Genomic DNA, 20,727 nt, shown 5'->3' on the forward strand with positions numbered 1-20,727 from the left:
CTGGCCCGGGCCATGACCAGTCTTGCCGCTTGGGTGATCTTCCGTCTACCGAGACGGCCAATTCGAGGACGGCGGTTTCCGGCCTAAGAAGCATGCGTCGGGCCCGCGCACGCCACGTCGGCGTACACGGGCCCGTGCACGGTTACTCGCCCGCACGCGGTTACTCGTCTACGTCCTCCTCGCGGCGGATCATCCTCCAGGCGGCGCGTCGTGCGCTGCGGTCCAGGTGAGACTTGAAGTTTCGGTCGGCTCCGAAGTACTGGCGGCCCATGCCGGCGATTGTGTCGATGTGGTCGGCCATCTTGTCGGCGAAGACCTTGTCGAAGACCTTGCCGAAGTTGTCCTCGTCATTGACGACAGCCGCGGCCCTGACCTTCGGATCAGCCTTGGCCTCCTCGAAGGGCCGGGCGAGGTCCTCCTCGGTGAACTCTGTCCCGAACTTTGCGTTGAACTTCTCGATCAGCTCCGAGAGGAGCGACTTTTCTTGCTCCTTCGCGCCGCCGGTGCCTTCTCCGAAGCCCTTGAGCGTCGCCGCGCCTTCCGCGGTGAGGGACTTGTTGTGCTCGCCGGTCTTCTCCACGCGAAGGTGGCTGAGGTCGATGGCCCCTATGTCCACGCCGCCGTCCGCGCGACCCCGCAGCCGGGTGAGGAGGTAGCGGCCGTAGAGGTGCAACCGCTCCAGATCAGCGTCCCGGTAGGGCACGATCTGCGCCAGGAAGCCGTACTTGCGCACGTAGTCCTTGAGGTCGGCGCGGAAGTCCTCGGCGGTCTCGACGTCCTCCTCCACCTCTTCGTTGTCCCGCAGCGTCTCGTAGCGGGCGACAGCGGGCGACAGGTGCCGGTACAGCTCGGCGTGCAGCTTCTCCCACTTGGCCTGCGAGCCGGCCGCTTTCTCCTTCGCCTCGAAGTACGCGGCGGCGAATTCGTCCATTTCCTGCTCGGAGATGATCGGTGCGGACATGACCCGGCTCTGTGCGGTGTAGAGGAGGTTCGGGTCGGAGGGGAGCGTCATCGCCTCCTCGAAGTACGGCCGGAACGCGTCCTGGATGTCGTCGGCGTTGTTGACAAAGTCCAGGATGGCCAGGTCGGACTGGCTCTTGCGCTCGGCGGTGCGGTTGAGGCGCGACAGGGTCTGTACGGCGGAGATGCCGGTCAGCTTCTTATTGACGTACATCGTCGTGAGCAGAGGTTGGTCGAAGCCGGTCTGGTACTTCTCGGCGACGACCAGGATCTTGTACTCCTGCTTGCCCTTGCCGCCTGCCTTGACCGTCTTGTCGTCGGCGCGGGTGTACTCGAACGCCTTAGGCAGCGCGCTCTCGGCCAGCCCACCGTTTTCCTGCGACTCAGTGCGCTCCTCACCGTCAAGGGTGACCGAGCCGGAATAGGCGACGAGGACACCGAGGTCGGGATACTTGGTGTCGTAATCGCGGTCGGCGATATAGCTCTTGATCGCGCGTGCCGTCTCGGCCGCGGACTGCCGAGAGGCGGTCACCACCATCGCCTTGGCGCGCCCGCCGAGACGGCCACGGGTGTGGGCGACGAAGTGCTCGACGATCACCTGGGCGTGCTGGGCGACGGTGGTCTCGTGGGTGAGAGCGAACCGGGCAAGAAGGGGGCTCGCCTTGGAGGGATCGACTTCCCTCTCGTCCGGGTTCTGGTTCACCAGCTTCCAGTACGTGTTGTACGTGACGTAGTTGCGCAGCGGATCGAGGATGAAGCCCTCCTCGATGGCCTGACGCATGGAGTACGTGTGGAAGGGCCGGTAGGTCGCCTCACCGCCGATGTCTTCGATCGTCCCAAAGAGCTCTAGGGTCTTGGCCTTGGGCGTGGCGGTGAAGGAGAAGTAGGAGATGTTGGGCGCCATGGCCCGCTCTTCCGCCCGCTGCTTAAGCATCTCCTCCAGAGTCTCGGGCTTCTTGCGGCGGGCTTTGGTCTTGGTCGCCCCCGCTTCATCGGAGTCCGAGTCGAGACCCAGGTCCCGCAGGACCTCCCGTACGGAGGTGGCAGCATCGCCGGACTGGGAGGAGTGGGCCTCGTCGACGATGATCGCGAAGGTGGTGCCCTGGATCTCGGTCGGATTGCGCTTGAGGTAGTCGACCAGTGCAGGGAACGAGTGCAGGGTGACTGTGACGATCTTCCCGGTGTCTCGGGAGAGCGCGCGGGCGAGTTGTTCGCTCTTGGCGCCGTGCTTGTCGTCAATCTTGACGACAAGGCCGTCGGTCTGGCTGAAACTGCCGACAGTTTCCCGGAGTTGAGAGTCCAGGTTGCGACGGTCCGTGATGACGATGACCTTGTCGAAGACCGGAGCACCGGGCTTGATGTAACCGGCCTTCAGCGCTTCTTGGTTGAGGATGCGCGGGTCGCTGTCGGCGTGGAGGTCGGACAGCCGGTGGGCGAGCCAGCCGATGGTGTTTGACTTGCCGGAGCCGGCGGACGCCATCACCAGGTAGTTGTGCCCCGTTCCGTTAACGGAAGCATGCGCGGTGAGCTTCTTGACGACGTCCCACTGGTGGAAACGGGGGAAGATCGTCGAGCGGGTGGAGCCACCGCCGGGCGTCTTGTGCTTCTGCTGGTGCACGTAGCGCTGGATGAGGTCGAGCCAGTTGTCCCGCTCCCAAACCTGTTCCCACAGGTAGGAAGTCGCGTACACACCGTAGGTGTTGGGGACGGGGTTGCCCGCGCCGCCGGGACGGCCGGGACCTTCCGAGCCCGTGTTGAAGGGCAGGAAGGCGGTGTTCTTGCCCTTGAGTTGGGTGGCGACGAAGACCAGGTCCGGGTCTATGGCGAAGTTCGCGACGACCCGGTGCTTGAAGATCAGCTCGGTCGGGTCGCGGTCGGTGCGGTACTGCTCCTTGGCGTGCTCGACGCCCTGCCCGGTGAGCGGATTCTTCAACTCGGCGGTGGCGAGGGGGATTCCATTGAGAAAGAGGGTCAGGTCGAGCCGGTTGTCCCAGTCGGCCTGCTTCGTGGCGTAGCGCAGCTCGCGGACGACGGTGAGGCGGTTGGCGCGGTAGTTGTCGAGAATGGAGTCCTCGGCGACGAGGTTCGGCTTGAAGTACGCGACGCGCAGCTTCACACCTCGGTCCTTGACGCCGTTGCGGAGGACGGAGAGCACTCCTTCCTCGGCGATCGCCTTGTCGAGACGGCGCGCGAAACCGTATTGGGCGTCGGCCTGTTCGCCGCCGTACACGTTGACGAGGTCGTGCCACTCCTGGGCCTGGGTCTTGCCGATGAACGTGAACAGTTCATTGGTGTCGAACCCGATGTCGGCCTGATAGTCCTGGGGTCGAGCCTCGCGCCAGCCGTGCTTGGTCAGGGCGGCGACTATGGCGTCGCCGAAGGCGGATTCGTTGTGTACGGCGGCCATAGCCAGTCTCCCCGTTGATCTCTACTTCTGGTTGCTGTTGTCTTGAAGCTTCATGGCTGCACTCCCTCAGTGCTGTTGCGACCGGAGGCAGTGGAGACCTCGAACTGGCCAGTAACGGCAGCGGTGATGATAGCTCGGAGGCGCTCCTTCAGCAGTGCAATCTGCCGGCTCACTTTGTCGGAGACGTTGTCGATTCGCGCATTCTGACTGCGGATTGAGTCAACAATGCTTACCTGTTCGGCCAACGGCGGCAGTGGGATGCGCAGCATCTGAAGATCTGGAACATAGATCGTCTTATGAGTGGACCCCATGGCCAATCGGCCCAGCAGGTCCGGGCGCATAGCGCGGAGGCACCACAGCAAGTAGTACGGGTTGAGGAGCGGTCCACAGGTCCATGTGACGAAGTCCTGGCTCGTGGCCATGTCCAACCCCATGACCCCGGAATACCCTGCGGAAGCGGTTCGGCAGAGGAAAACAGTTCCTGCCGGGTGCGTCTCGGCTGAGGAATTCTCGATCCCTAGTTCGCTGATCTTCTCGCGTGTTTCATACAGATCTTCCAGCCGGTCGTCGCGAACCTGCCTGACCTCACCAGTCGTGATCCACGGAATCGTGCAGTCCGTCCACCACTCTGGGCGAGACCGACTCGGAGTGTGTCCGCTGCCCATGCGAGCCAAGAGCCCAACACTTGCTTCCTTCCAAGCGCTGGGTACTGTTTCCAGCCAAGCGAGCGTCGACGGGCGACGCTCGGGTTTGTTGCCGCCCGAAACGGCATCGATCACGCCTGCTGACCGACGCTCAGAGAGCCGGTCCAGCACTCGCGATTCGACATTCAACAAACGATCAATGCGGGCGGTCTCGGCGTCGAGGTAGTCGGCGATGCGGCGCTGCTCCTCTAGTGGGGGGAGAGGGATTTCTGCGGACCGGAAAACATCCCAAGAAATATCGAACTGGTTGGGAGGCTGATTCTTGCCCAGCCGCTCATACTCCGCCACCATATGCCGAGATCGGAGTAGATGATGAAAGAAACGTGGCTCTCCAAGGTCGGAGTTCACTTTCATAACCCAGTAAGCAGGGCTTGTGATTCCAGCCCATCGAGACATACCCACGGATCCATGCGGCTTACCCAAGCGATTCATGATGATATCGCCAGGCTCAACTACCTTGTACCCGGAGAGGTCTTCGCTCGCAGCCGGACGTCCGTCGTCCACGCCTCGGCGAGTCACACCGGAGTGCAGACTCACCCCGAGCAGCGGGCGATTAGGGCAATTGTCGACCTTTGAATAGGACAGCAGTGAACGCAGCGCAACAGTAGTCCATTCCCGACAGTTTCCGTTAGCGGCAATCGCACCTTGCAGGCTCATTCGGTCACCTCGCCCAACAGCGTCTGGATCTCTGACTCCAGCGCCTTCAGTTCCGCGTCGATCTCTGCCAGCGGGCGCGGTGGCTCGTACACGTAGAAGTAGCGCGTGAACGGGATCTCGTAGCCGATCTTCGTCTTCGTGTGGTCGATCCAGGCATCGGGGACGTGGGGATGGACCTCGCGCTTGAGGTATGCCTCGACGTCTTCGCCGAGAGGGATGTTCTCGTAGTCGCGGAGGTCAGGGTCCGGCTCTGGGGAACCCTTGATGAGCTGGACTTCACCCTGCGGGTCTCGGATGCCGATTGCGTCGCGCAGAGCCTTCTTGAAAGCGGCGCCCTTGGGGAAGGTCAAGCCGGCCTCGGCGGCTGCAGAGGTGAAAGTGACCTGGGCTTCCGAGAGGGTGGGCCAGGTTTGGCCGAGGAGCGGGGTCAGGGCTTCGGTGAAGGGGAGGAGTTTCGCGCCCACCAGCTTCTGAAGTTCTGCTGCTTGTTCGTCCGTCAGCTTGCGGCGTGCTGCTACCAGCTTGGCAGTCTCCGGGAGGGACTTGAGTGCCGCCTCCTCGGCCAGCTTCTGCATCGGCTTCGAGGCGATGAGAGCCGCCAGTGTTCTGTCCGTCAGTTCGAAGCGCAGCTTCAAGGGGCGTTCGACCGTGATGCGCTGGTAGCCAAAGGCGGTGTTGTCGAAGACCTTCACCTTGGCGTGCATCGGGTGGCCCTCGTCCCCGGCCGCTGTGATCGCCTCGCCGTACAGGCGGGTGATGTCGGCGATGTGGTTCGGCTTGCCAGCCGTGCCGTCGCCCAGTTCCTTGCGCTTGTCACCGAGCGACTTGCGCATCTTGACCCACTGGTCGCGTGCATCGAGGAGGACAACCTTGCCCTTGTGATCCTTTGCCTTGCGGTTCGTCAGGATCCAGAAATACGTTGCAATGCCGGTGTTGTAGAAGAGCTGGTCAGGGAGAGCGACGATCGCCTCCAGCCAGTCGTTCTCCAGGATCCACCGGCGGATCTCAGACTCGCCCGAGCCCGCCGCGCCCGTGAACAGCGGTGATCCGTTGAAGACGATGGCCACACGCGAGCCGCCACCCCCGTTGACGTCCACCGGCTTCATCTTCGAGATCATGTGCTGGAGGAAGAGCAGCGACCCATCGTTGATCCGCGGCAGTCCCGCCCCGAATCGGCCGGCGTCCCCAAGCGACTTGTGCTCGTACTCGACGTCCTCCTTGACCTTCTTCCACTCCACGCCGAACGGCGGGTTGGCGAGCAGGTAGTCGAACTTCTCGCGGGCGTGGCCGTCGTCGGAGAAGGAGTTGCCGTACGCGATGTGCTCCGGGTCCTGTCCCTTGATCATCAGGTCGGAACGGCAGATTGCCCAAGACTCGGGGTTGAGTTCCTGCCCGTACACCTCGACGGTCGCGTCGGGGTTGCGGTCCTTGATGTGCTCCTCGGCGGCGCTCAGCATGCCGCCCGTGCCGCACGCCGGGTCCATGACCGTGCGCACCGTTCCCGGGATGGACAGCGCGTCACCGTCCGGCGCGATCAGCAAGTTGACCATGAGCTTGATGACTTCGCGCGGGGTGAAGTGCTCGCCGGCGGTTTCGTTGGACTGCTCCGCGAAGCGGCGGATCAGTTCCTCGAAGACGTAGCCCATGTTGTGGTTGGACACGGTCTCGGGGCGCAGGTCGAGGTCGGTGAACTTGCCGATGACCTGGTAGAGCAGGTTCGCATCGTCGAGCTTACGGATCTGCTGGTTGAACTCGTACTTATCCAGGACCTCGCGGGCGTTCTCCGAGAAGGCTCCCACGTACTTCTGCAGCAAAGTCGCCGCATTCTCCGGGTCACCAGCGATACTGCGCAGCGTGTACGTGCTGGTGTTGTAGAAGGAGTGGCCCGAGGCGCGCCGCAGGAAGTGGGCGGTGTCGATGTCCTGGCCCTTGAAGCGCTCGACAGTCTCGTTGACTTTCTCCCGGGTCGGCTCCAGGACGCACTCGAGGCGGCGCAGCACGGTGAACGGCAGGATGACCTTGCCGTAGTCGGACTGTTTGTAGTCACCGCGGAGGAGGTCGGCGACGGACCAGGCGTGGTTGGCCAGTTCCGTGTGCTTGCTGCTGTTCAAGGGGTCCCCGGTTTCCTTTCGATTCTGTGCGAGCGGGCCTGTGTGGGCGGCTCGGATGCACGTGGGGTGGGCAGAGCCAAGTTTGGTTCAGGAACGGCGACTTTGCTTCGATGGCGGCGAAGTTGGCTCAGTTGGCGTGTCCGTTGGGTGCAGGGCGCCGGAGGTCAGGCCGTCGAGCAGATCCTGTGCGGCCTTCTCGGCAGCATCAGCGGCGCCGCGGGCGGCGATACGAAGATCATGGACTCGGCGGAAGGCCGCGCCGTAACGGCGCTGCTCCGCGAGGGGGAGCAGCGGGACACGAAGCTTCGTGGGCTGAAGATTCGCGACGGTCACGCCTGTTGTGGCTCCGGCGAAGTTCGCCTCCGTGGTCAGGAACCCTGCGAGGAACCAGGCATCGATGCGCCCTGGATCAGGGCGTACGACAACCAAGTGGTGGCCCACTAGCGAGCCCGCGTCGTCCGCGTCCGCGACCCGGGCCAGCAGGCCGCTGCCGCCGCTGATCGTGCGGAGCAGCACATCGCCATCTTTGACGACAGGGGCGGTGGCCGCATGGATCGGCGTGTCGGCGACAGTGCCGGAGGCTCGAGTGCCCATGGCAATGTCTCTGCCGGTGAAGACACTTCGGGTACTCTCGGGCGTCTCGTCGTGCTTGCCCCGCGTTTCCTTCGGGCTGTGCCCCGCACCACGCTGAATGGAGACTGCGCCGCCTCGAGAGAGATCAGAGAGAGTTGCGGTGCGCCAATCCCTGGGAGACTCGACTGCCTGCAGGTCCTCGTAATCAGCCAACCGAGTCAGGGTATTGATGTGACCCAGCAGCGTGGCGCGGCTGCGTGCCGTGCTGTCCGCGGTTCGTTGGGGGTCGATGTCGCCAGGGCTCAGGCGCACCTGGCGGGCCGGAGTCAGGTCGACGTCGTCATCCAGTAGGTCGAGTGCGGCCACGGCCCGTGCCACGCCCGGTTCGTCGGCGAAGGCGGCGGGGGCCTCAGTAAAGGACGACCATGAACGCAATGCGGTTTTGGCCAGCGCATCCCAGGCGACGGAGAGGCGCGCGGAGCCGCGCTTTGCCTTCCAGGTCTCGCCCTCCTCACCCGCCGCCGTGTCGATGAAGAGCACCGAGGGAGGTTGCGCTCCGCCGGGTTCGGGACGCTGAAGAATCCACAGGTGTAGGGGGATGTGAAGTGGTTCTGCCACCCCTGCAGGCAAGCCCACAACGGCGCGCAGGGCTCCGCTGCGTACGAGCTCGGCCCGGATCTGACGACCGGAGCTGCGGGAGGCGATGGTCGGAGTAAGGAGCAGTACCGCGTACCCGGCCGGCTCCAGGTGTGCCAGTGCGTGCTGCACCCAGGCCAGCTCCGAGGCATTGCGCGGCGGGACACCGTACGTCCAGCGCGGGTCGTAGAGCAGTTCCTCGTGACCCCAGTCGCGTACGGCGTGCGGTGGGCTGCACAGGACAGCGTCGACGGTGAGGTCAGGGAAGGCGTCGTCGAGCAGGCTGTCTCCGGCGCGGACCGTTACCTCTGCATCGGAGTCAGTGAGGAGCAGCCGAACTGCGCTGCGCTGGGCCTGTACCGGTAGTAGGTCCTGGCCGTAGAGCTGTCGGGCGCCTCGCTCGGTCGCGGACGCCAGGAGGGTTCCGGCACCGCAGGTGGGGTCCAGCACGCTCTCCGTGGATTCTGGCAGGAACCGTGCCATCAGGTACCCCAGTCCCTCAGGGGTCTCGTAAGTGCCCGGCGCGGCAAGAGTGTCCAGGCCACGCGTGGCCAGCACATCGAGGGCGTCTTTGGCGCCCCCATCTCGTACGCAGCGAATGAGCGCCCGGATCACGGGCGCGTCCGCTTCGCTGAAGCTCGCTTTGTCCGCGTCCGGTACTTGTTCACGGAGCTTCGAGGCAGCCGCGGCAGCACGACGCAGAAGGTCGGCATCGTCCAGCTCGGCGATCTTGGCGAGCTCGTCCGTGGCCTTTCGCGAGGCGGCCAGCACGAGCGGCACCAGTCGCGTCGTGACGTCTTCCTCTGCCGGATGCAGGCGCAGAGTGGTGCGCAGCTCGGCGGATGGGGTTTCCACGGAGGGGTGGTTGCGCGCCTTCAGCCAGGCGCTGACGGCCGCCAGATCGTAGAGCGGACTCGATTCGGTTCCGCCCGCGGGGGCGGGAAAGTCCTCGTAGCGGCGGCGCCAGTTGCTGACGGTTGCGCGCGTGACGTCCGCGATGCGGGAGATCTCGGCAGCCGTCACCTGGGCTGATGACTTGGGCATGTGGTGAGGTCCTGACCTCTCGGGAGTGGACAGTACACACTCTACAACACCGCAGATGAGCGCTGTAGTGTTTGACAGTGCTTTCATGGCCGTGCTTCTCTAATCATGCTTGCCGACGAAGCGGCGCCTGAACCGGGTGTCGCGCCCGGCGGTGCGTCCTTCTGCCCCACCGCTCTATTCCGTCCTGGACCGGCGCAACCACACCCTGGAGGGCACCCATGGCCTCGAACACCGCGAAGCGCACCTTGTACCGGCTCTGCGGCGTCGTACCGACGCGCGAGGGCATGTTCGATGCGCTCGACCACGAACAGCTCGATGCACTGGGTGCTGACATCCGGCCCTGCCCCGACCAGCCCCTGGATGCACCTGCTTTGCTGGTCACGGCAGGTCTGGAAAAGGAGGAGGCCTCTTGGTGTCGGGACGTCGCCCGTACCACCGGGTGCGAGGTCTCCGAGTCCGTACGGCGTACTGCCGCGCTCCTCATGCTCGCGGTCGACGGGCAGGTGTATGCCATCGGCTACGACCAGGGGTATCGGCTGGTGCCCGATCACTTGAAGGACAAGCGCTTCGGCTTGGCCTTCGCGATTCGCCGGGTCGACCCTCAGCGGATCAGGGACCTGGTCGCGAACACCATGGGGCAGGCAAGGACCGACATCACGATCGTGCCCGGCGGCACTCCGATGTTCAGCCTCGGTGTCCGCGAGCATGCGCAGTTCGTACGCCGCCTGGGCGGCTACCTCGACGACGTACGTCTTACCCGCACCCAGAAGGACTCTGGCAACCGGGCCGTCGCCAGCGCCGAGGGCGGGGTCGGCCTGAAGCTGGCGCTCGGGATCGCGGCGCAGGACCTGGTCGCGGACATCCGTGAGATCGAGCGCGTCTGCCAGGAGGAACTGCCCCATGCGGAGCTGGAGTTCGTCGACCACATCGTGCCGGTGAAGGACGCCTCCACGCTCACTGCCCTGGAGCAGGAACTCGACGACATCCTCGGACAGCCCGCGGATGGACGTGTCGCGGCGGCACTCCCTGTGGACATTTGGCAGGACGTCGACGCGGCACGCGCCTATTCCATCAAGATCAACAGCCCTGAGCCGCGGATGACCGCTGACGGCTTCGACCTGGACTATGTCCTCGCTCGCGCTCGCATTCAGCGCCCCGGCCGGCGGGTTGAGGCTTTGAAGCAGGGCACGGTCACCCTCTACCGCCACCCCCGCGCTACGGCGACGGATGCGTTGGCCACCACGAGTACCCTCCGGTGGCTCGAAGCTGCCGTCTCACTCGACGCGCGGCGCTACTGCCTCATGGACGGCGAGTGGTACGAACTCGGCGCCGCCTACTTGGAAGTCATCCGCGTCACCGTCGCCCGGCTCATCGTTGACCAGCCGTCAGTCGACCTCCCCGCCTGGTACTTGGGCCACCGCGAGGGCTACTACAACGAGAAGGTCGTCCCCAGTCTGCGTGCCGGCTACGTCTCTCTCGACCGCAAGAACGTACGCAACCCCCTGAACCGCACCAACGGGGTCGAGATCTGTGACCTGCTGACCCCGGACAACACGCTCGTGATGGTCAAGCGCGCCTACGGCTCCGATCTTCTCAGCCACCTCTTCAACCAGGGAGTTGTCGCCGTCCAGCTGCTCCAGCAGTCGGCTCAGATGCGGGCCGAGTTCGCCGAGCGCGTCCTCAAGCAGAGCAACGGCGAGCGCGTACTCCCCAAGGACTACCAGCCCGAGGGCGTGGTGTTCGCCATCCTGCTCAAGAACGGCACGCCGCTGACCCCGGACACCCTCTTCCCCTTCGCCCAGATCGCGCTCGTCCAGGCCGCCAAGACCCTGGAAGCCAGCGGCGTCGCGGTGGAGGTCGTGGGCATCGAGGCGGACTCGCACCCTGCTACGGCTCTGCCGGGCTTCCGCGAGGCCGCGTAGCCGCAAGCGCTGCATTCAGGGTCGTGCGCCCGCCGCGCAGCATCTCCCGCAGGGGCCCGTTAGTGATTCCCTAGCGAGGGGCCGTCCCACCGCTCTGGACGCCGCCGTGCCCCGCCCTCCCCGTCAGAAGAGGACCCCACTTATGGCCGCTAATCCTAGGTACGACCAGCGCGCCGTGGCGTCGGTTGAACTACGCGGCACCCTAACGGATTTCGAACTGTTTGAGTCGGAACTGGCCACGCGTGATTGGCCAGTGTTGGAACGGAGAGGCGGCACGGCGACTCCCCTCACAGCAGTCCGCGCGTGGTACCTGATCGAAGTGCGCTTTCCCGGTGCACGCTTTCGAGCCTGCACTGGTGCCAGAGAACGTCTGGAAATGCTGGCGGACGAACTCCTGCTGGACCTCAACGTGGAAGTCGTGGATCTGGTTGACCGCGACCCCGAGAATCGTAGGCACTGGTACGTCTATGAGCGGCCCCTGGTGCATCCGCGCACGATTCCGCTTCCGGGCAGGGCGCGATGGCGCGAACGTTATTCACTGTGGACTGCCACCTGGTTCGGAACGCGAGACACCGGTCGCCAGATCACAGCGAGGTACCAAAGCGCCGCACTCCGGCTCGCAACCCGCCCACTTCCGGGCGCAGCACCCGTAGCCTCGCGCACTGCGGTGCGGGGTTTCCTCGGAGCCCCGGCGCCTGGGGTCTCGTCGCAGCCTCGCCCGCGGCGCCGAGCTTCCCAAAGAGACCAGCTCCGAATATTTGTTTTGGTCATACCCATGGGAGTGCTCGGGGCTTGTATCGCGGACCTGTGGGCAGGTGGCGTCGCGGCTTGGTGGCCATTGGGTGTGTTTGTGCTGCTGCTTGCCATGGCGACGGCAAGGAACTTGGACCGGGTCAACCCCGAGCCTCGCCGCAAGAGCATCCTGATGGCCAGCGTATTGAGCGGAATCCTGACACTGTTCGTACTGGGTCTTGGTGCGGGTGCCGCTCTTGCCGCCCCCACCCGCCCATACGGCTCCCGAATATTGCTCGTACTGGCTCTCGCTTTTGCGATGGTCAACGGTCTTCGACTGCTGGTGCGCCAAGTGAGCTGGCGCCATGCCTTGCCGTGGCTGCTGCCCGCTCTACTCCCAGTCGTCCTCGGCTTTGTGCCTGGAATCGGCATGGTTGTCCATTTTGCCTACCTGGATGCCTTCGGCCTGCACGTTGAAGACATCGACGTACCCAAGATCCACCAGTTCCTGGCATTCATGAAGATGATGGCAATGCTGAGCGGTGGACTGTTTCCCCTCTCCCTATGGGGATACGCCAAGCACTTCCACCTGATGCTGAGTGAGCGGACTACGGGATACCTGGTCCTCGCCGTCCTCGCCGTTACGGTCACTGCACAAGTCGTGTGGATCGTGCTCGCGCCGGCCTTTAACGCGGGGGCCCAGGCTGTAGCGGCCGCGGCAGCTGGGCGAACCCCCACTGGGTACTTTGGCATCGAGCCGCAGTGGGTCTGCGCTTCACCGGTCGGCATGGTAGATGAGGTACCGGTGGAGGGTGAGAGTCTTGCCCCCTCACGCCCCTACCTTCTGATCGGGGATTCGGCGGGCACAGCAGCGCTATGGGATAGCCGCAAGAGGGGGGTGATTAAAGCTCCCTTGAGTAAGATCCGCCTATTTCCTAGTGATGCCCCAAGGGGTCGTTGTGGTGGACAGTAGGATCGGGACACCACCTCCCCGAGTCGGGAGGTGCGGGCGGAAGTGCCCAGGCGGAGGCACCGAGCTGGTGTAGCCGAGCTCGGTATGCCTGGGGCGGGGAGCGAAGATGTTCGACGGTCATGCCGCTGCCGTCCCTCGCATGGGCCTTGGTGTCCGGCAGCCGTAACCGCGTGCTGGCGCGATCAGTTGACGGAGTCCAACTGGGCAAGAACCCGCGCGTTCGCCCGGCGCGACCGTGGTGTGCATGGACCGGAGCAGGTTCGCCGCCCCCACTCGGAGCTACGGCACAACAAGATCAAGCTCGGCCGTCAGAGGCGCGATCCGTGGGCCATTGGTCCAACTCCCCCCTCGGACACAACCAGTACACCAGTGGCGCCGATCGATTCGATCGGCGCCACTGGTGTTTTCGCAGGTCCAGGCAGTTCTGGTCCAGGCAGTTCTGGCGATTCCGGTGGGTTCAGCCCGCGGTGCGCGGTTCGATGCGGAAGGCGAAGGGGGCCGCGCCGGGGTCGAGGGCGGTGGCGCCGCCGTCGACGGTGAGGGTGGCGCCGTTGACGAAGGACGCGGCCGGTGACAGGAGCCAGGCGATGGCTTCGGCCACCTCCTCCGGCAGGCCGGGGCGGCCGGCGGGCAGGAGGCGGGTGGCTTCTTCGTAGGCCGCGTCGGCGTCGGCGAGTGCGGCCTCTTCCGCGAAGCGGGTCATACGGGCGTCGGCCATCTCGGTGCGGACCCAGCTCGGGCAGACCGTGTTGGCGCGCAGGCCGAGCGGCCCGTAGTCGACGGCCAGGGAGCTGCACAGCTGCAGCAGGGCGGCCTTGGACGTGGCGTAGGCGGCGTTGCGCAGGCCGTTGCGCAGGGCCGACACCGAGGCGACGGCCACGACCGCACCGCGGCTCTCCAGGAGGTGCGGCAGCGCGGTCCGCAGGAGCAGGAACGGGCCGGTCAGGTTGGTGCGTACGACCTCGTTCCAGGTCTCGTCCGACAGATCGCCGACCGCGCCGCTGCGGCCGATACCCGCGTTCAGGACCACGCCGTCCAGGCGGCCGTGGGCGGCGAGCACCGTGTCCACCAGGGCCTGGACCGCCTCCGGGTCACCGGCGTCGGAGGGCTGGGCCAGGGCTCCGGTCTCCTGGGCGACGCGCTGCAGGGGTTCGGGGCGGCGCCCGGAGATCACCACCTTGTGCCCGGCCGCGCCGAGCAGCCGCGCCGTGGCCGCGCCGATGCCGCTGCCGCCGCCCGTCACGAGGACAACTCGCTGGTCTGTCATGGATGTTCAGCCTCCGTCGGTGGTGAGCGGACGGGCACCTGCGAGCGGGCGCCCGGACCCGCAGCCGCGCCGCTGCGCACCAGCTGTGCACAATGAGCGGCATGTCTCGTCGTACGACCTCACCCTGCCCCTGCGGACGCCCCGCCACCTACGCGGAGTGCTGCGAACCGCTCCACTCCGGGCGGGCCGCCGCGGCCACGCCCGAGGAGCTGATGCGTTCCCGGTACGCCGCGTTCGCCGTCGGGGACGAGGCGTATCTGCTGCGCACCTGGCACCCGCGGACCCGGCCGCCGCGGCTCGGCCTCGGAGAGGGCGGCCGGATGCGCTGGGTGGGCCTGGAGATCCTGGGCACCTCGGAGGGCACCGCCTTCCACAGCACGGGCACGGTGGAGTTCCGCGCCCGCTACACCGAGGGTGGGCGGCCCGGGTCGCTGCACGAGCGCAGCCGGTTCGAGCGGTACGACGGGGCGTGGGTGTACGTCGACGGCGATCTCCACGAGTGAGGGCGGCCACCTCCGCGATGCCGCGTGAGCAGGGGTGCGCGCCGGGCCGGGTCACTGCCAGGCGGGCATGATCTCGTCGTGGATCAGACGCAGTTGGGCCGGTACGCCGGCCACGCCCTCCAGCTCGCGGCCGGTGAAGGCGTTCACCAGGCCCCGGTCGGTGATCGCGCAGATCATGTGGTTGACGCCGCTCGGCTCGATGTCGCGGCGGATCTTCTCCGGGCACTCCTCGGGCGTCCCGGCGACGGAGAGCCTCTCGGCGACCTCCGGTGAGGTCAGTTCGATGCCGCGGGCCAGGTCGCCGGCGCCGATGGCGTCGATGGCGGGCTTGAGCTCGGCCGGGTCGACGCCGTTGCGGCGCAGCTGCTCCTCCGGCATGGAGGCCGCGTAGATGCCGGCCATGGAGCGGGCGGCATCCTTGGTGGTGGCCGAGTCGGGCCCGGTGGCGAAGACCACCCAGGCGCCGATGTCGAGTGTCCGCCAGTGCTTGCCCGCCCGTTCGGTGCCCCGCTTTATGTGCCGCACGGCGTAGTCGTAGGCCTCGCGGGTGTAGCTGAGGGCGTGGTGACAGCCGTCGGACAACTCCCCGCCGCTTCGCAGGACTTGGGGCCCCGCATGGCGCCGAGCTTCGAGGGCAGCCGGTCCTGGACGGGGCGCGCGAAGGTGAACAGACCGTTGTACGTGAAGAACTCGCCGTCGTAGGTGATCGTGCCCTCGTCGAGGAGGGTGCGGACGACGTGGAGCGCTTCCTTGGTCCGCGACAGCGGCTTCTGGCGTGACCAGTCGATGCCGTACTGCGCGAGGAGCCCGAAGTTGCCGCTGGAGAGGACGCCTTCGGCGCGGCCGCCGGAGAGTTCGTCGAGGGTGGCGAGTGCCCGGGCGATGAGAGTGGGCTCACGCAGCACGACGGAGGAGAGGCTCGGGCCGAAGCGGTGTTGTGCGTCTCGCGGGCGGCCGCGGCGAACAGCAGCCACATGTCCTTGTGCCAGGTCTCGTCGGCGGCGTAGCAGGCGTGGAAGCCGAGTTCGTCGGCGAGCCTGATGGCGGTGAGCGACTCCTCGAGCGGGTAGTCGGGGAGCATCACATGGCTGAACTTCAACGGTCGGCCCTTCGTGGCGCGTTCCCCGGAGGGGGCGGCGCCCCCTGCGCCGCGCCCCGCAGCCTGTGCCCTGGCACGCACCTGTCCAGAGCGGTTCCCGGCCAGCGTCCGCGTCTCCGGCATCATGGAGGTGACGTGCGCAAACGCGGAGAGAGCGGGGAATGATGGAGTCCGGTCGGGTCGTAGTGGTGATGGGCGTGACCGGTACGGGGAAGAGCACCGTCGGGGAGCTGATCGCTGCCGGCCTCGCTGTCCCGTACGCGGAGGCGGACGACTTCCACCCGCAGGCCAACGTGGAGAAAATGAGATCCGGCACTCCGCTTGACGACGAGGACCGCCGGCCGTGGCTCGATGCGATCGGTCGCTGGGCGAAGGAGCGTACGGGGCTCGGCGGGGTGGTGAGCTGCTCGGCCCTCAAGCGGGCCTACCGCGACCGGCTGCGGGCCGCCGCACCCGGTCTCGTCTTCGTGCATCTGCACGGCTCGCGTGCGCTGATCACCGAGCGGCAGTCGGCACGCAAGGGGCACTTCATGCCGAGCTCCCTGATCGACTCGCAGTTCGCGACGCTTGAGCCGCTGGCGCCGGACGAGCGGGGGTTCGTGGTGGATGTGACCCCGGAGCCCCCGGTGATCGTCGAGCAGGTGCTGCGGGAGCTGCGGGAGCCGAACGGGGCCGAGTGAAGCCCGAGCCCAGAGGGCTGCTGCCGACAGCGTCAACGGTTACGGACAGCGTCAACAGCTGCGGACGGTGTCAACGGCGCAAGTAGCGCGCCGCCTGCGCCACATGGCCCGCGATCACCACGCCCACCGCCACGGCCAGCCAGTCGTGGACGAAGGTCGCGCCAGTGCGCCAGGACAGCGGGGCGAGGTGGGTGAACCACATCAGCAGACCCGTGCCCAGCATCACCAGGACCGCACCGGCGATCCACCCGGCGTAGAGCTTCTGTCCGGCGTTGAACTTGCCCTGGGGGCGCGGCCCGCGCCGACTCCTGCGCAGCACGGACCGCAGCATGGAACGCACCCAGACACGGTCGTGCGGGCCGAAGCGGTTGAGCCGGCCCACATCGGCCCGGAAGGCGCGGGAGGCGAGGCCCGCCAGGAACGGGACGGGGAGCAGCAGTCCCGACCACTCGTGCAGGGTGACCACCAGGGCACGGCGGCCCACGAGCTGGGCGAGCTGCGGCACGTACAGACAGGCCGCCGTGAGGATGCACAGGCCCATCAGGACAGCTGTGGCCCAGTGGGCGCCCTGCTGGGCCCGGCTGAACCGCTTTACCGGAAGGGGCAGTTCACGCGGCGGGCCAAGCACCGGGTCCGGGGGCGGTTCAGACGGTGGGGGCGTCGTCGCGGCCGTTGGACCGGCCGACCCAGGCGTCCACGTCATAGCCTCGCTCCTCCCAGTAGCCGGGGCGGACCTCGTCGGTCAGGGTGATGCCCGACAGCCATTTCGCCGACTTGTAGAAATACATGGGCGCGACGTACAGCCGCGCGGGCCCGCCGTGGGCGTGGCCAAGTGGCTTGTCCTGCATCCGCAGGGCGACCAACACGTCCTTTCTGCGGGCCTGTTCGAGGGTGAGGCTCTCGCTGTACGCGCCGTCGAAGCAGGTGAAGCGGACGGCCCTGGCTGCTGGACGCACCCCCGCGGCGTCCAGAAGCCGTGCCAGGCGCACACCCTCGAAGGGGGTGTCGGGGACCCGCCAGCCGGTCACGCACTGCACGTCGCGGACCAGTCGCGTCTGGGGCTCGGCGCGGAGCTCCGCGAGGGTGTAGGCGGCCGGGCGCTCGACCAGGCCGTCCACCTTCAGGCGGTAGTCGCGCTCGCCCTTGTGCGGCACGGAAGCGGTCACGGAGTAGTAGCGGAAACCGCCGCCCGCGGGCAGCACTCCGCTCAGGCCCGTGGGGTCCTTCTTCGCGACTGCCTCGACGCCACGCTGCAGGAGCGGCGCGGCGGCGACTCCGGCGACGCCGAGACCGAGCATGCCGAGCACGATGCGGCGGCCCACGGGGGCTCCGCGCTCGTCGTCCGGGTGCTGTGCACCGGTATCTTCCGGGTCTTCTTCGTACGGTGTGGGGCTCACGTCAACGAGTTGAGCACCCGTGGACCGCGCGGGCCAGGGGCCACGGGTGTTCGTCAGCGTTTCGTCATGCTTTCCGTGACGACGGCGACGGCGCCGGCGGCCAGGTCGACAGCTACTGCGACGGCGACGGTACGTCCGCTGCCTCCGTCGCCTTCTGCAGCTGGAACGCCTCGTTGCCCAGACCGATCCGCGCATGCACCTCGGGCCGCCTCGACCGCAGCACGGCGCCGTGTACGAGGCCGATCACCAGAGCGGCGCCGATGATGCCGGGCAGCACCCAGGCGAGGGCGGAGCCGGGGCCGGCGCCGACCAGGACGTCGAAGTCCTTGACCGTGTAGAAGGCGATCACGAGCAGCGCGAGGCCGGCGAGGGACGCGGCGGTCAGGCGCCAGGCCTGGGCGCGGGCGGCGCCCCTGCGGGTGAAGAAGACGATGACGGCGAGGGACGCGACGGCCATCAGGACGATGATGCCGAGCGCGCCGACATTGCCCATCCAGGTGAACAGGTGCAGGACCGGGGCGGTCGGGTCGCCGGCCGGCTTGCCGTCGGTCACCGCGAAGGCCACGACGATCACGACGGAGATCACGGTCTGCAGCAGGGAGCCGGTGCCCGGGGCGCCGCTGGCCCGGTTGGTGCGGCCGAACACTGCGGGCAGCAGTCCCTCACGGCCCATGGCGAAGGCGTATCGCGCGACGACGTTGTGGAAGCTGAGCATCGCCGCGAACATGCCGGTGACGAACAGGACATGGAGGACATCGGTGAAGGTCCCGCCGAGCCGGGACTCGGTCAGGGCGAAGAGCAGCCCGGGTCCCTGCTCCCGCGCGGAGGCGACGATTCCCGAGGGGCCCGCGGCCACCGTGAGCGCCCAGGAGCTCAGCGCGAAGAAGAGCGCGGCGAAACCGACCGCGAGGAACATCACGCGGGAGACGACCACGTGCGGACGGCTGGTCTCCTCCGCGTACACGGGGGCCTGCTCGAAGCCGACGAACGCGGCGATGCAGAAGCACAGGGCCGTGCCGAAGCCCGCGCCGGTGAGGGTGTCCGGGTTGAAGGCCTGCAGGGAGAGTCCGGCGCCTGCGGGTTCGGCTACGGCCGCGATGTCGAAGATGACCACGAGGGCCACCTCGATGAGCAGCAGAACGCCCAGCACGCGCGCGTTGAGGTCGATTTTCAACCAGGCGAGCACGGCGACCAGGAGGACCGCCGCCAACGCCGGGATCCACCAGGCGACTTCGACCCCGAGATAGGTGGCGAGCAGCCCGGAGACCTCGAAGCCGAAGATGCCGTAGATACCGACCTGCATGGCGCTGTAGGCGACCAGGGCGACGAGCGAGGCACCCGCGCCCGCGGTGCCGCCGAGGCCGCGGGATATGTACGCGTAGAAGGCGCCGGCGTTGTGCACATGGCGGCTCATCTCGGCGTATCCGACGCTGAAGAGGGCCAGGACGACACCGAGGATCACGAAGAGCAGCGGCTGGCCGACGATCCCCATCACGCCGAATGTGGTGGGCATGACACCCGCGACGACCATCAGGGGCGCGCTGGCCGCGAGGACCGAGAGGAGCAGCCCCGCGGTTCCGAGCCGGCCCGCGCGCAGGGCCCGTTCCTGGCCCTTATAGGTGCTGATTTCGCTGTGCGGGGCGCCTGGCCCTCTGCTCGTGCCGCGCGTAGTGCTCGAACTGCCCGTCGACATCGTGGAGTCGGGTCCTCTCGGGGTCGGTGCGGTCATGGCGGGGGAAGGGGCGGGACGCGTCCTGGGAGGCGCGTGGGGCACAACAGGAGCATCGCGGGTCAGGCGACTCCCAGGGCCGCCGTGCGTGCGGCGCGGAACGCGTCGGATGGGTCACGGTCCGGGTACGACCAGGGCTCCTTGGTCGCGTACTGCCCGATGCGGTGGAACAGGGCGGCGGCCTCGGCGGCCCGGCCCTCGCAGAACTTGGCGTGCGCGAGGAAGTTGAGGTCGATACGCCCTCGCGGGTGCTCCGCGCCGTCCCACTCCAGCCACCAGTCGAAGGCGGCCTTCATCACCAGGCGCGCCCGGCGCCCGGACCAGTGCCCGGAGCGCTCCGGCTGTGGTGGTTCGCTGCCCGCCTCGGCGAGAACGCGATAGCGCTCGGCGTGCGCGACGACCGGCAGGATCGCCAACGGCGAGTCGGCGGGGGCCTGTTCGGCCGCCCAGGACGCGAAGTCGTACACCTCGTGCAGCGGGTCCTGGCCCATGTCGGCGCGCCGCTCGGCGAGCCGGCCGACCATGAGGTGGTGGGCGTGGTGGTGCTCGGGGTGACGGTGGCGGACCTTGTCGAAGAGCCGGACGACCTCTTCCTCGGTGCCGAGGGTGCGGGCCAGAACGAGCAGGCCGAGCCAGGGCGTGGGGTCGTCGGGGGCGAGTTCGGCGGCGACCCGGCAGGCCTCCTTGGCCCGGTCGGTGCGCTCTTTGCCGCGCATCGCGCGAAAGACGGCGGCGCACGCGGACAGCGCGGCGGCGTCGGCGCTCTCCGGCTCGGCGAGCCGCCACTCCTTGGCCCAGGCGAACGTGGCGGGCGCCTGGCCGAGGACCACGAGACGGTGGCCGCGGCGGTCCCAGTCACGGCCGGTGGCGGCGAGCAGCGAGCGGACCTCGGTCCAGCGGCCGCGGTCCAACGCGGCGCGGGCGGCGGCGAGTTCGGCGTCGTCGAGCGCGGGGTCGAAGAGCCTTGCGGCACGCTTGCGGGAACGCCCGAGGGGAGGCGGCGGTGGGGGCACCTCGGGTAGTCCTTCCCAGCACGGTCGGTCAAGTGGACGGTGTGGACGGTCGGTGAACACTTGGAGCGGTTTCGCGGTCGGCGATGCGGTCCCGGGGTAAATGATCACGCACCGCAGAACACATGATCACGCACAGCTAAGCGGTAGGGGTGAGTCCGAGTCAAGGCCGGAGCCGGTGGCAAGCGCTTGCGCAACTCGCTTTGCGCCATGGCCCGTTCAGGCCCGCGCCGGTGGCTCACGGAGCTTCCGCTTGGGGCTTGCAGAGCTTCCGCTTAGGGCTCCGCCCGAGCTCCTCGGGGCCTGCCCGCATAGGCTCGGCG

12 protein-coding genes and 2 pseudogenes are annotated in these 20,727 nt (G+C 67.2%); 4 read left to right on the top strand and 10 right to left on the bottom strand.

Going from position 1 to position 20,727, the window contains the following annotated elements:
* Positions 1 to 160: 160 nt before the first annotated feature.
* The 4 genes from ACFQVC_RS21785 to ACFQVC_RS21800 form a co-directional block, all read right to left on the bottom strand.
* On the bottom strand, positions 161 to 3,367 hold the full coding sequence (locus ACFQVC_RS21785; protein ID WP_381832682.1) for a type I restriction endonuclease subunit R: 3,207 nt from the start codon (positions 3,365 to 3,367) through the stop codon (positions 161 to 163).
* Positions 3,368 to 3,417: 50 nt separating this feature from the next.
* Positions 3,418 to 4,362 carry a restriction endonuclease subunit S gene (locus ACFQVC_RS21790; protein ID WP_381832685.1) on the bottom strand — a complete coding sequence of 315 codons (945 nt, stop codon included), beginning with the start codon at positions 4,360 to 4,362 and terminating at the stop codon, positions 3,418 to 3,420.
* A 362-nt stretch (positions 4,363 to 4,724) separates the two neighbouring features.
* The gene (locus tag ACFQVC_RS21795; protein WP_381832688.1) at positions 4,725 to 6,839 is read right to left on the bottom strand and encodes a type I restriction-modification system subunit M; all 2,115 of its coding nucleotides are present in this window, start codon (positions 6,837 to 6,839) and stop codon (positions 4,725 to 4,727) included.
* 87 nt (positions 6,840 to 6,926) lie between these two features.
* Entirely contained in the window at positions 6,927 to 9,092 is a 2,166-nt protein-coding gene (locus ACFQVC_RS21800) for an N-6 DNA methylase (protein WP_381832691.1), read from the bottom strand.
* A gap of 218 nt (positions 9,093 to 9,310) precedes the next feature.
* On the opposite strand from ACFQVC_RS21800, the gene ACFQVC_RS21805 reads away from it, so the two are divergent.
* Positions 9,311 to 11,014: a DUF6119 family protein gene (locus ACFQVC_RS21805; protein ID WP_381832694.1), complete on the top strand. Its 1,704-nt coding sequence runs from the start codon at positions 9,311 to 9,313 to the stop codon at positions 11,012 to 11,014.
* Between the two features lie 775 nt (positions 11,015 to 11,789).
* Positions 11,790 to 12,719, top strand: a complete 930-nt coding sequence (locus ACFQVC_RS21810) for a hypothetical protein (RefSeq protein WP_381832697.1) — start codon at positions 11,790 to 11,792, stop codon at positions 12,717 to 12,719.
* 457 nt (positions 12,720 to 13,176) lie between these two features.
* Here the strand turns inward: ACFQVC_RS21810 and ACFQVC_RS21815 are convergent, their stop codons facing one another.
* Positions 13,177 to 13,986, bottom strand: a complete 810-nt coding sequence (locus ACFQVC_RS21815; protein WP_381832700.1) for an SDR family NAD(P)-dependent oxidoreductase — start codon at positions 13,984 to 13,986, stop codon at positions 13,177 to 13,179.
* 101 nt (positions 13,987 to 14,087) lie between these two features.
* On the opposite strand from ACFQVC_RS21815, the gene ACFQVC_RS21820 reads away from it, so the two are divergent.
* Positions 14,088 to 14,489 carry a YchJ family protein gene (locus ACFQVC_RS21820; RefSeq protein WP_381832703.1) on the top strand — a complete coding sequence of 134 codons (402 nt, stop codon included), beginning with the start codon at positions 14,088 to 14,090 and terminating at the stop codon, positions 14,487 to 14,489.
* 51 nt (positions 14,490 to 14,540) lie between these two features.
* On the opposite strand, the pseudogene ACFQVC_RS21825 reads toward ACFQVC_RS21820, so the two are convergent.
* A pseudogene (locus ACFQVC_RS21825) lies at positions 14,541 to 15,588 on the bottom strand (LLM class flavin-dependent oxidoreductase).
* A gap of 164 nt (positions 15,589 to 15,752) precedes the next feature.
* Here ACFQVC_RS21825 and ACFQVC_RS21830 point away from each other — a divergent pair.
* Complete coding sequence (locus ACFQVC_RS21830) at positions 15,753 to 16,268, top strand: gluconokinase (protein ID WP_381833148.1); 516 nt, start codon at positions 15,753 to 15,755, stop codon at positions 16,266 to 16,268.
* Between the two features lie 91 nt (positions 16,269 to 16,359).
* Here ACFQVC_RS21830 and ACFQVC_RS21835 read toward each other — a convergent pair.
* The 4 genes and pseudogenes from ACFQVC_RS21835 to ACFQVC_RS21850 all read right to left on the bottom strand — a co-directional run.
* Positions 16,360 to 16,971: pseudogene (locus tag ACFQVC_RS21835) on the bottom strand (cytochrome b/b6 domain-containing protein); the annotation flags it as partial.
* Positions 16,913 to 17,566, bottom strand: a complete 654-nt coding sequence (locus ACFQVC_RS21840; RefSeq protein WP_381833151.1) for a molybdopterin-dependent oxidoreductase — start codon at positions 17,564 to 17,566, stop codon at positions 16,913 to 16,915. The gene ACFQVC_RS21840 and the pseudogene ACFQVC_RS21835, both read right to left, overlap by 59 nt.
* Before the next feature lie 211 nt (positions 17,567 to 17,777).
* Positions 17,778 to 19,358, bottom strand: coding sequence for an APC family permease (locus ACFQVC_RS21845; protein WP_381833154.1), 1,581 nt, complete (start codon positions 19,356 to 19,358; stop codon positions 17,778 to 17,780).
* A gap of 98 nt (positions 19,359 to 19,456) precedes the next feature.
* The gene (locus tag ACFQVC_RS21850) at positions 19,457 to 20,407 is read right to left on the bottom strand and encodes a hypothetical protein (protein WP_381832706.1); all 951 of its coding nucleotides are present in this window, start codon (positions 20,405 to 20,407) and stop codon (positions 19,457 to 19,459) included.
* Positions 20,408 to 20,727: the final 320 nt, after the last annotated feature.

The sequence above is a fragment of the Streptomyces monticola genome (genome assembly GCF_042665355.1).
In the GTDB taxonomy this organism is placed as follows: domain Bacteria; phylum Actinomycetota; class Actinomycetes; order Streptomycetales; family Streptomycetaceae; genus Streptomyces; species Streptomyces monticola.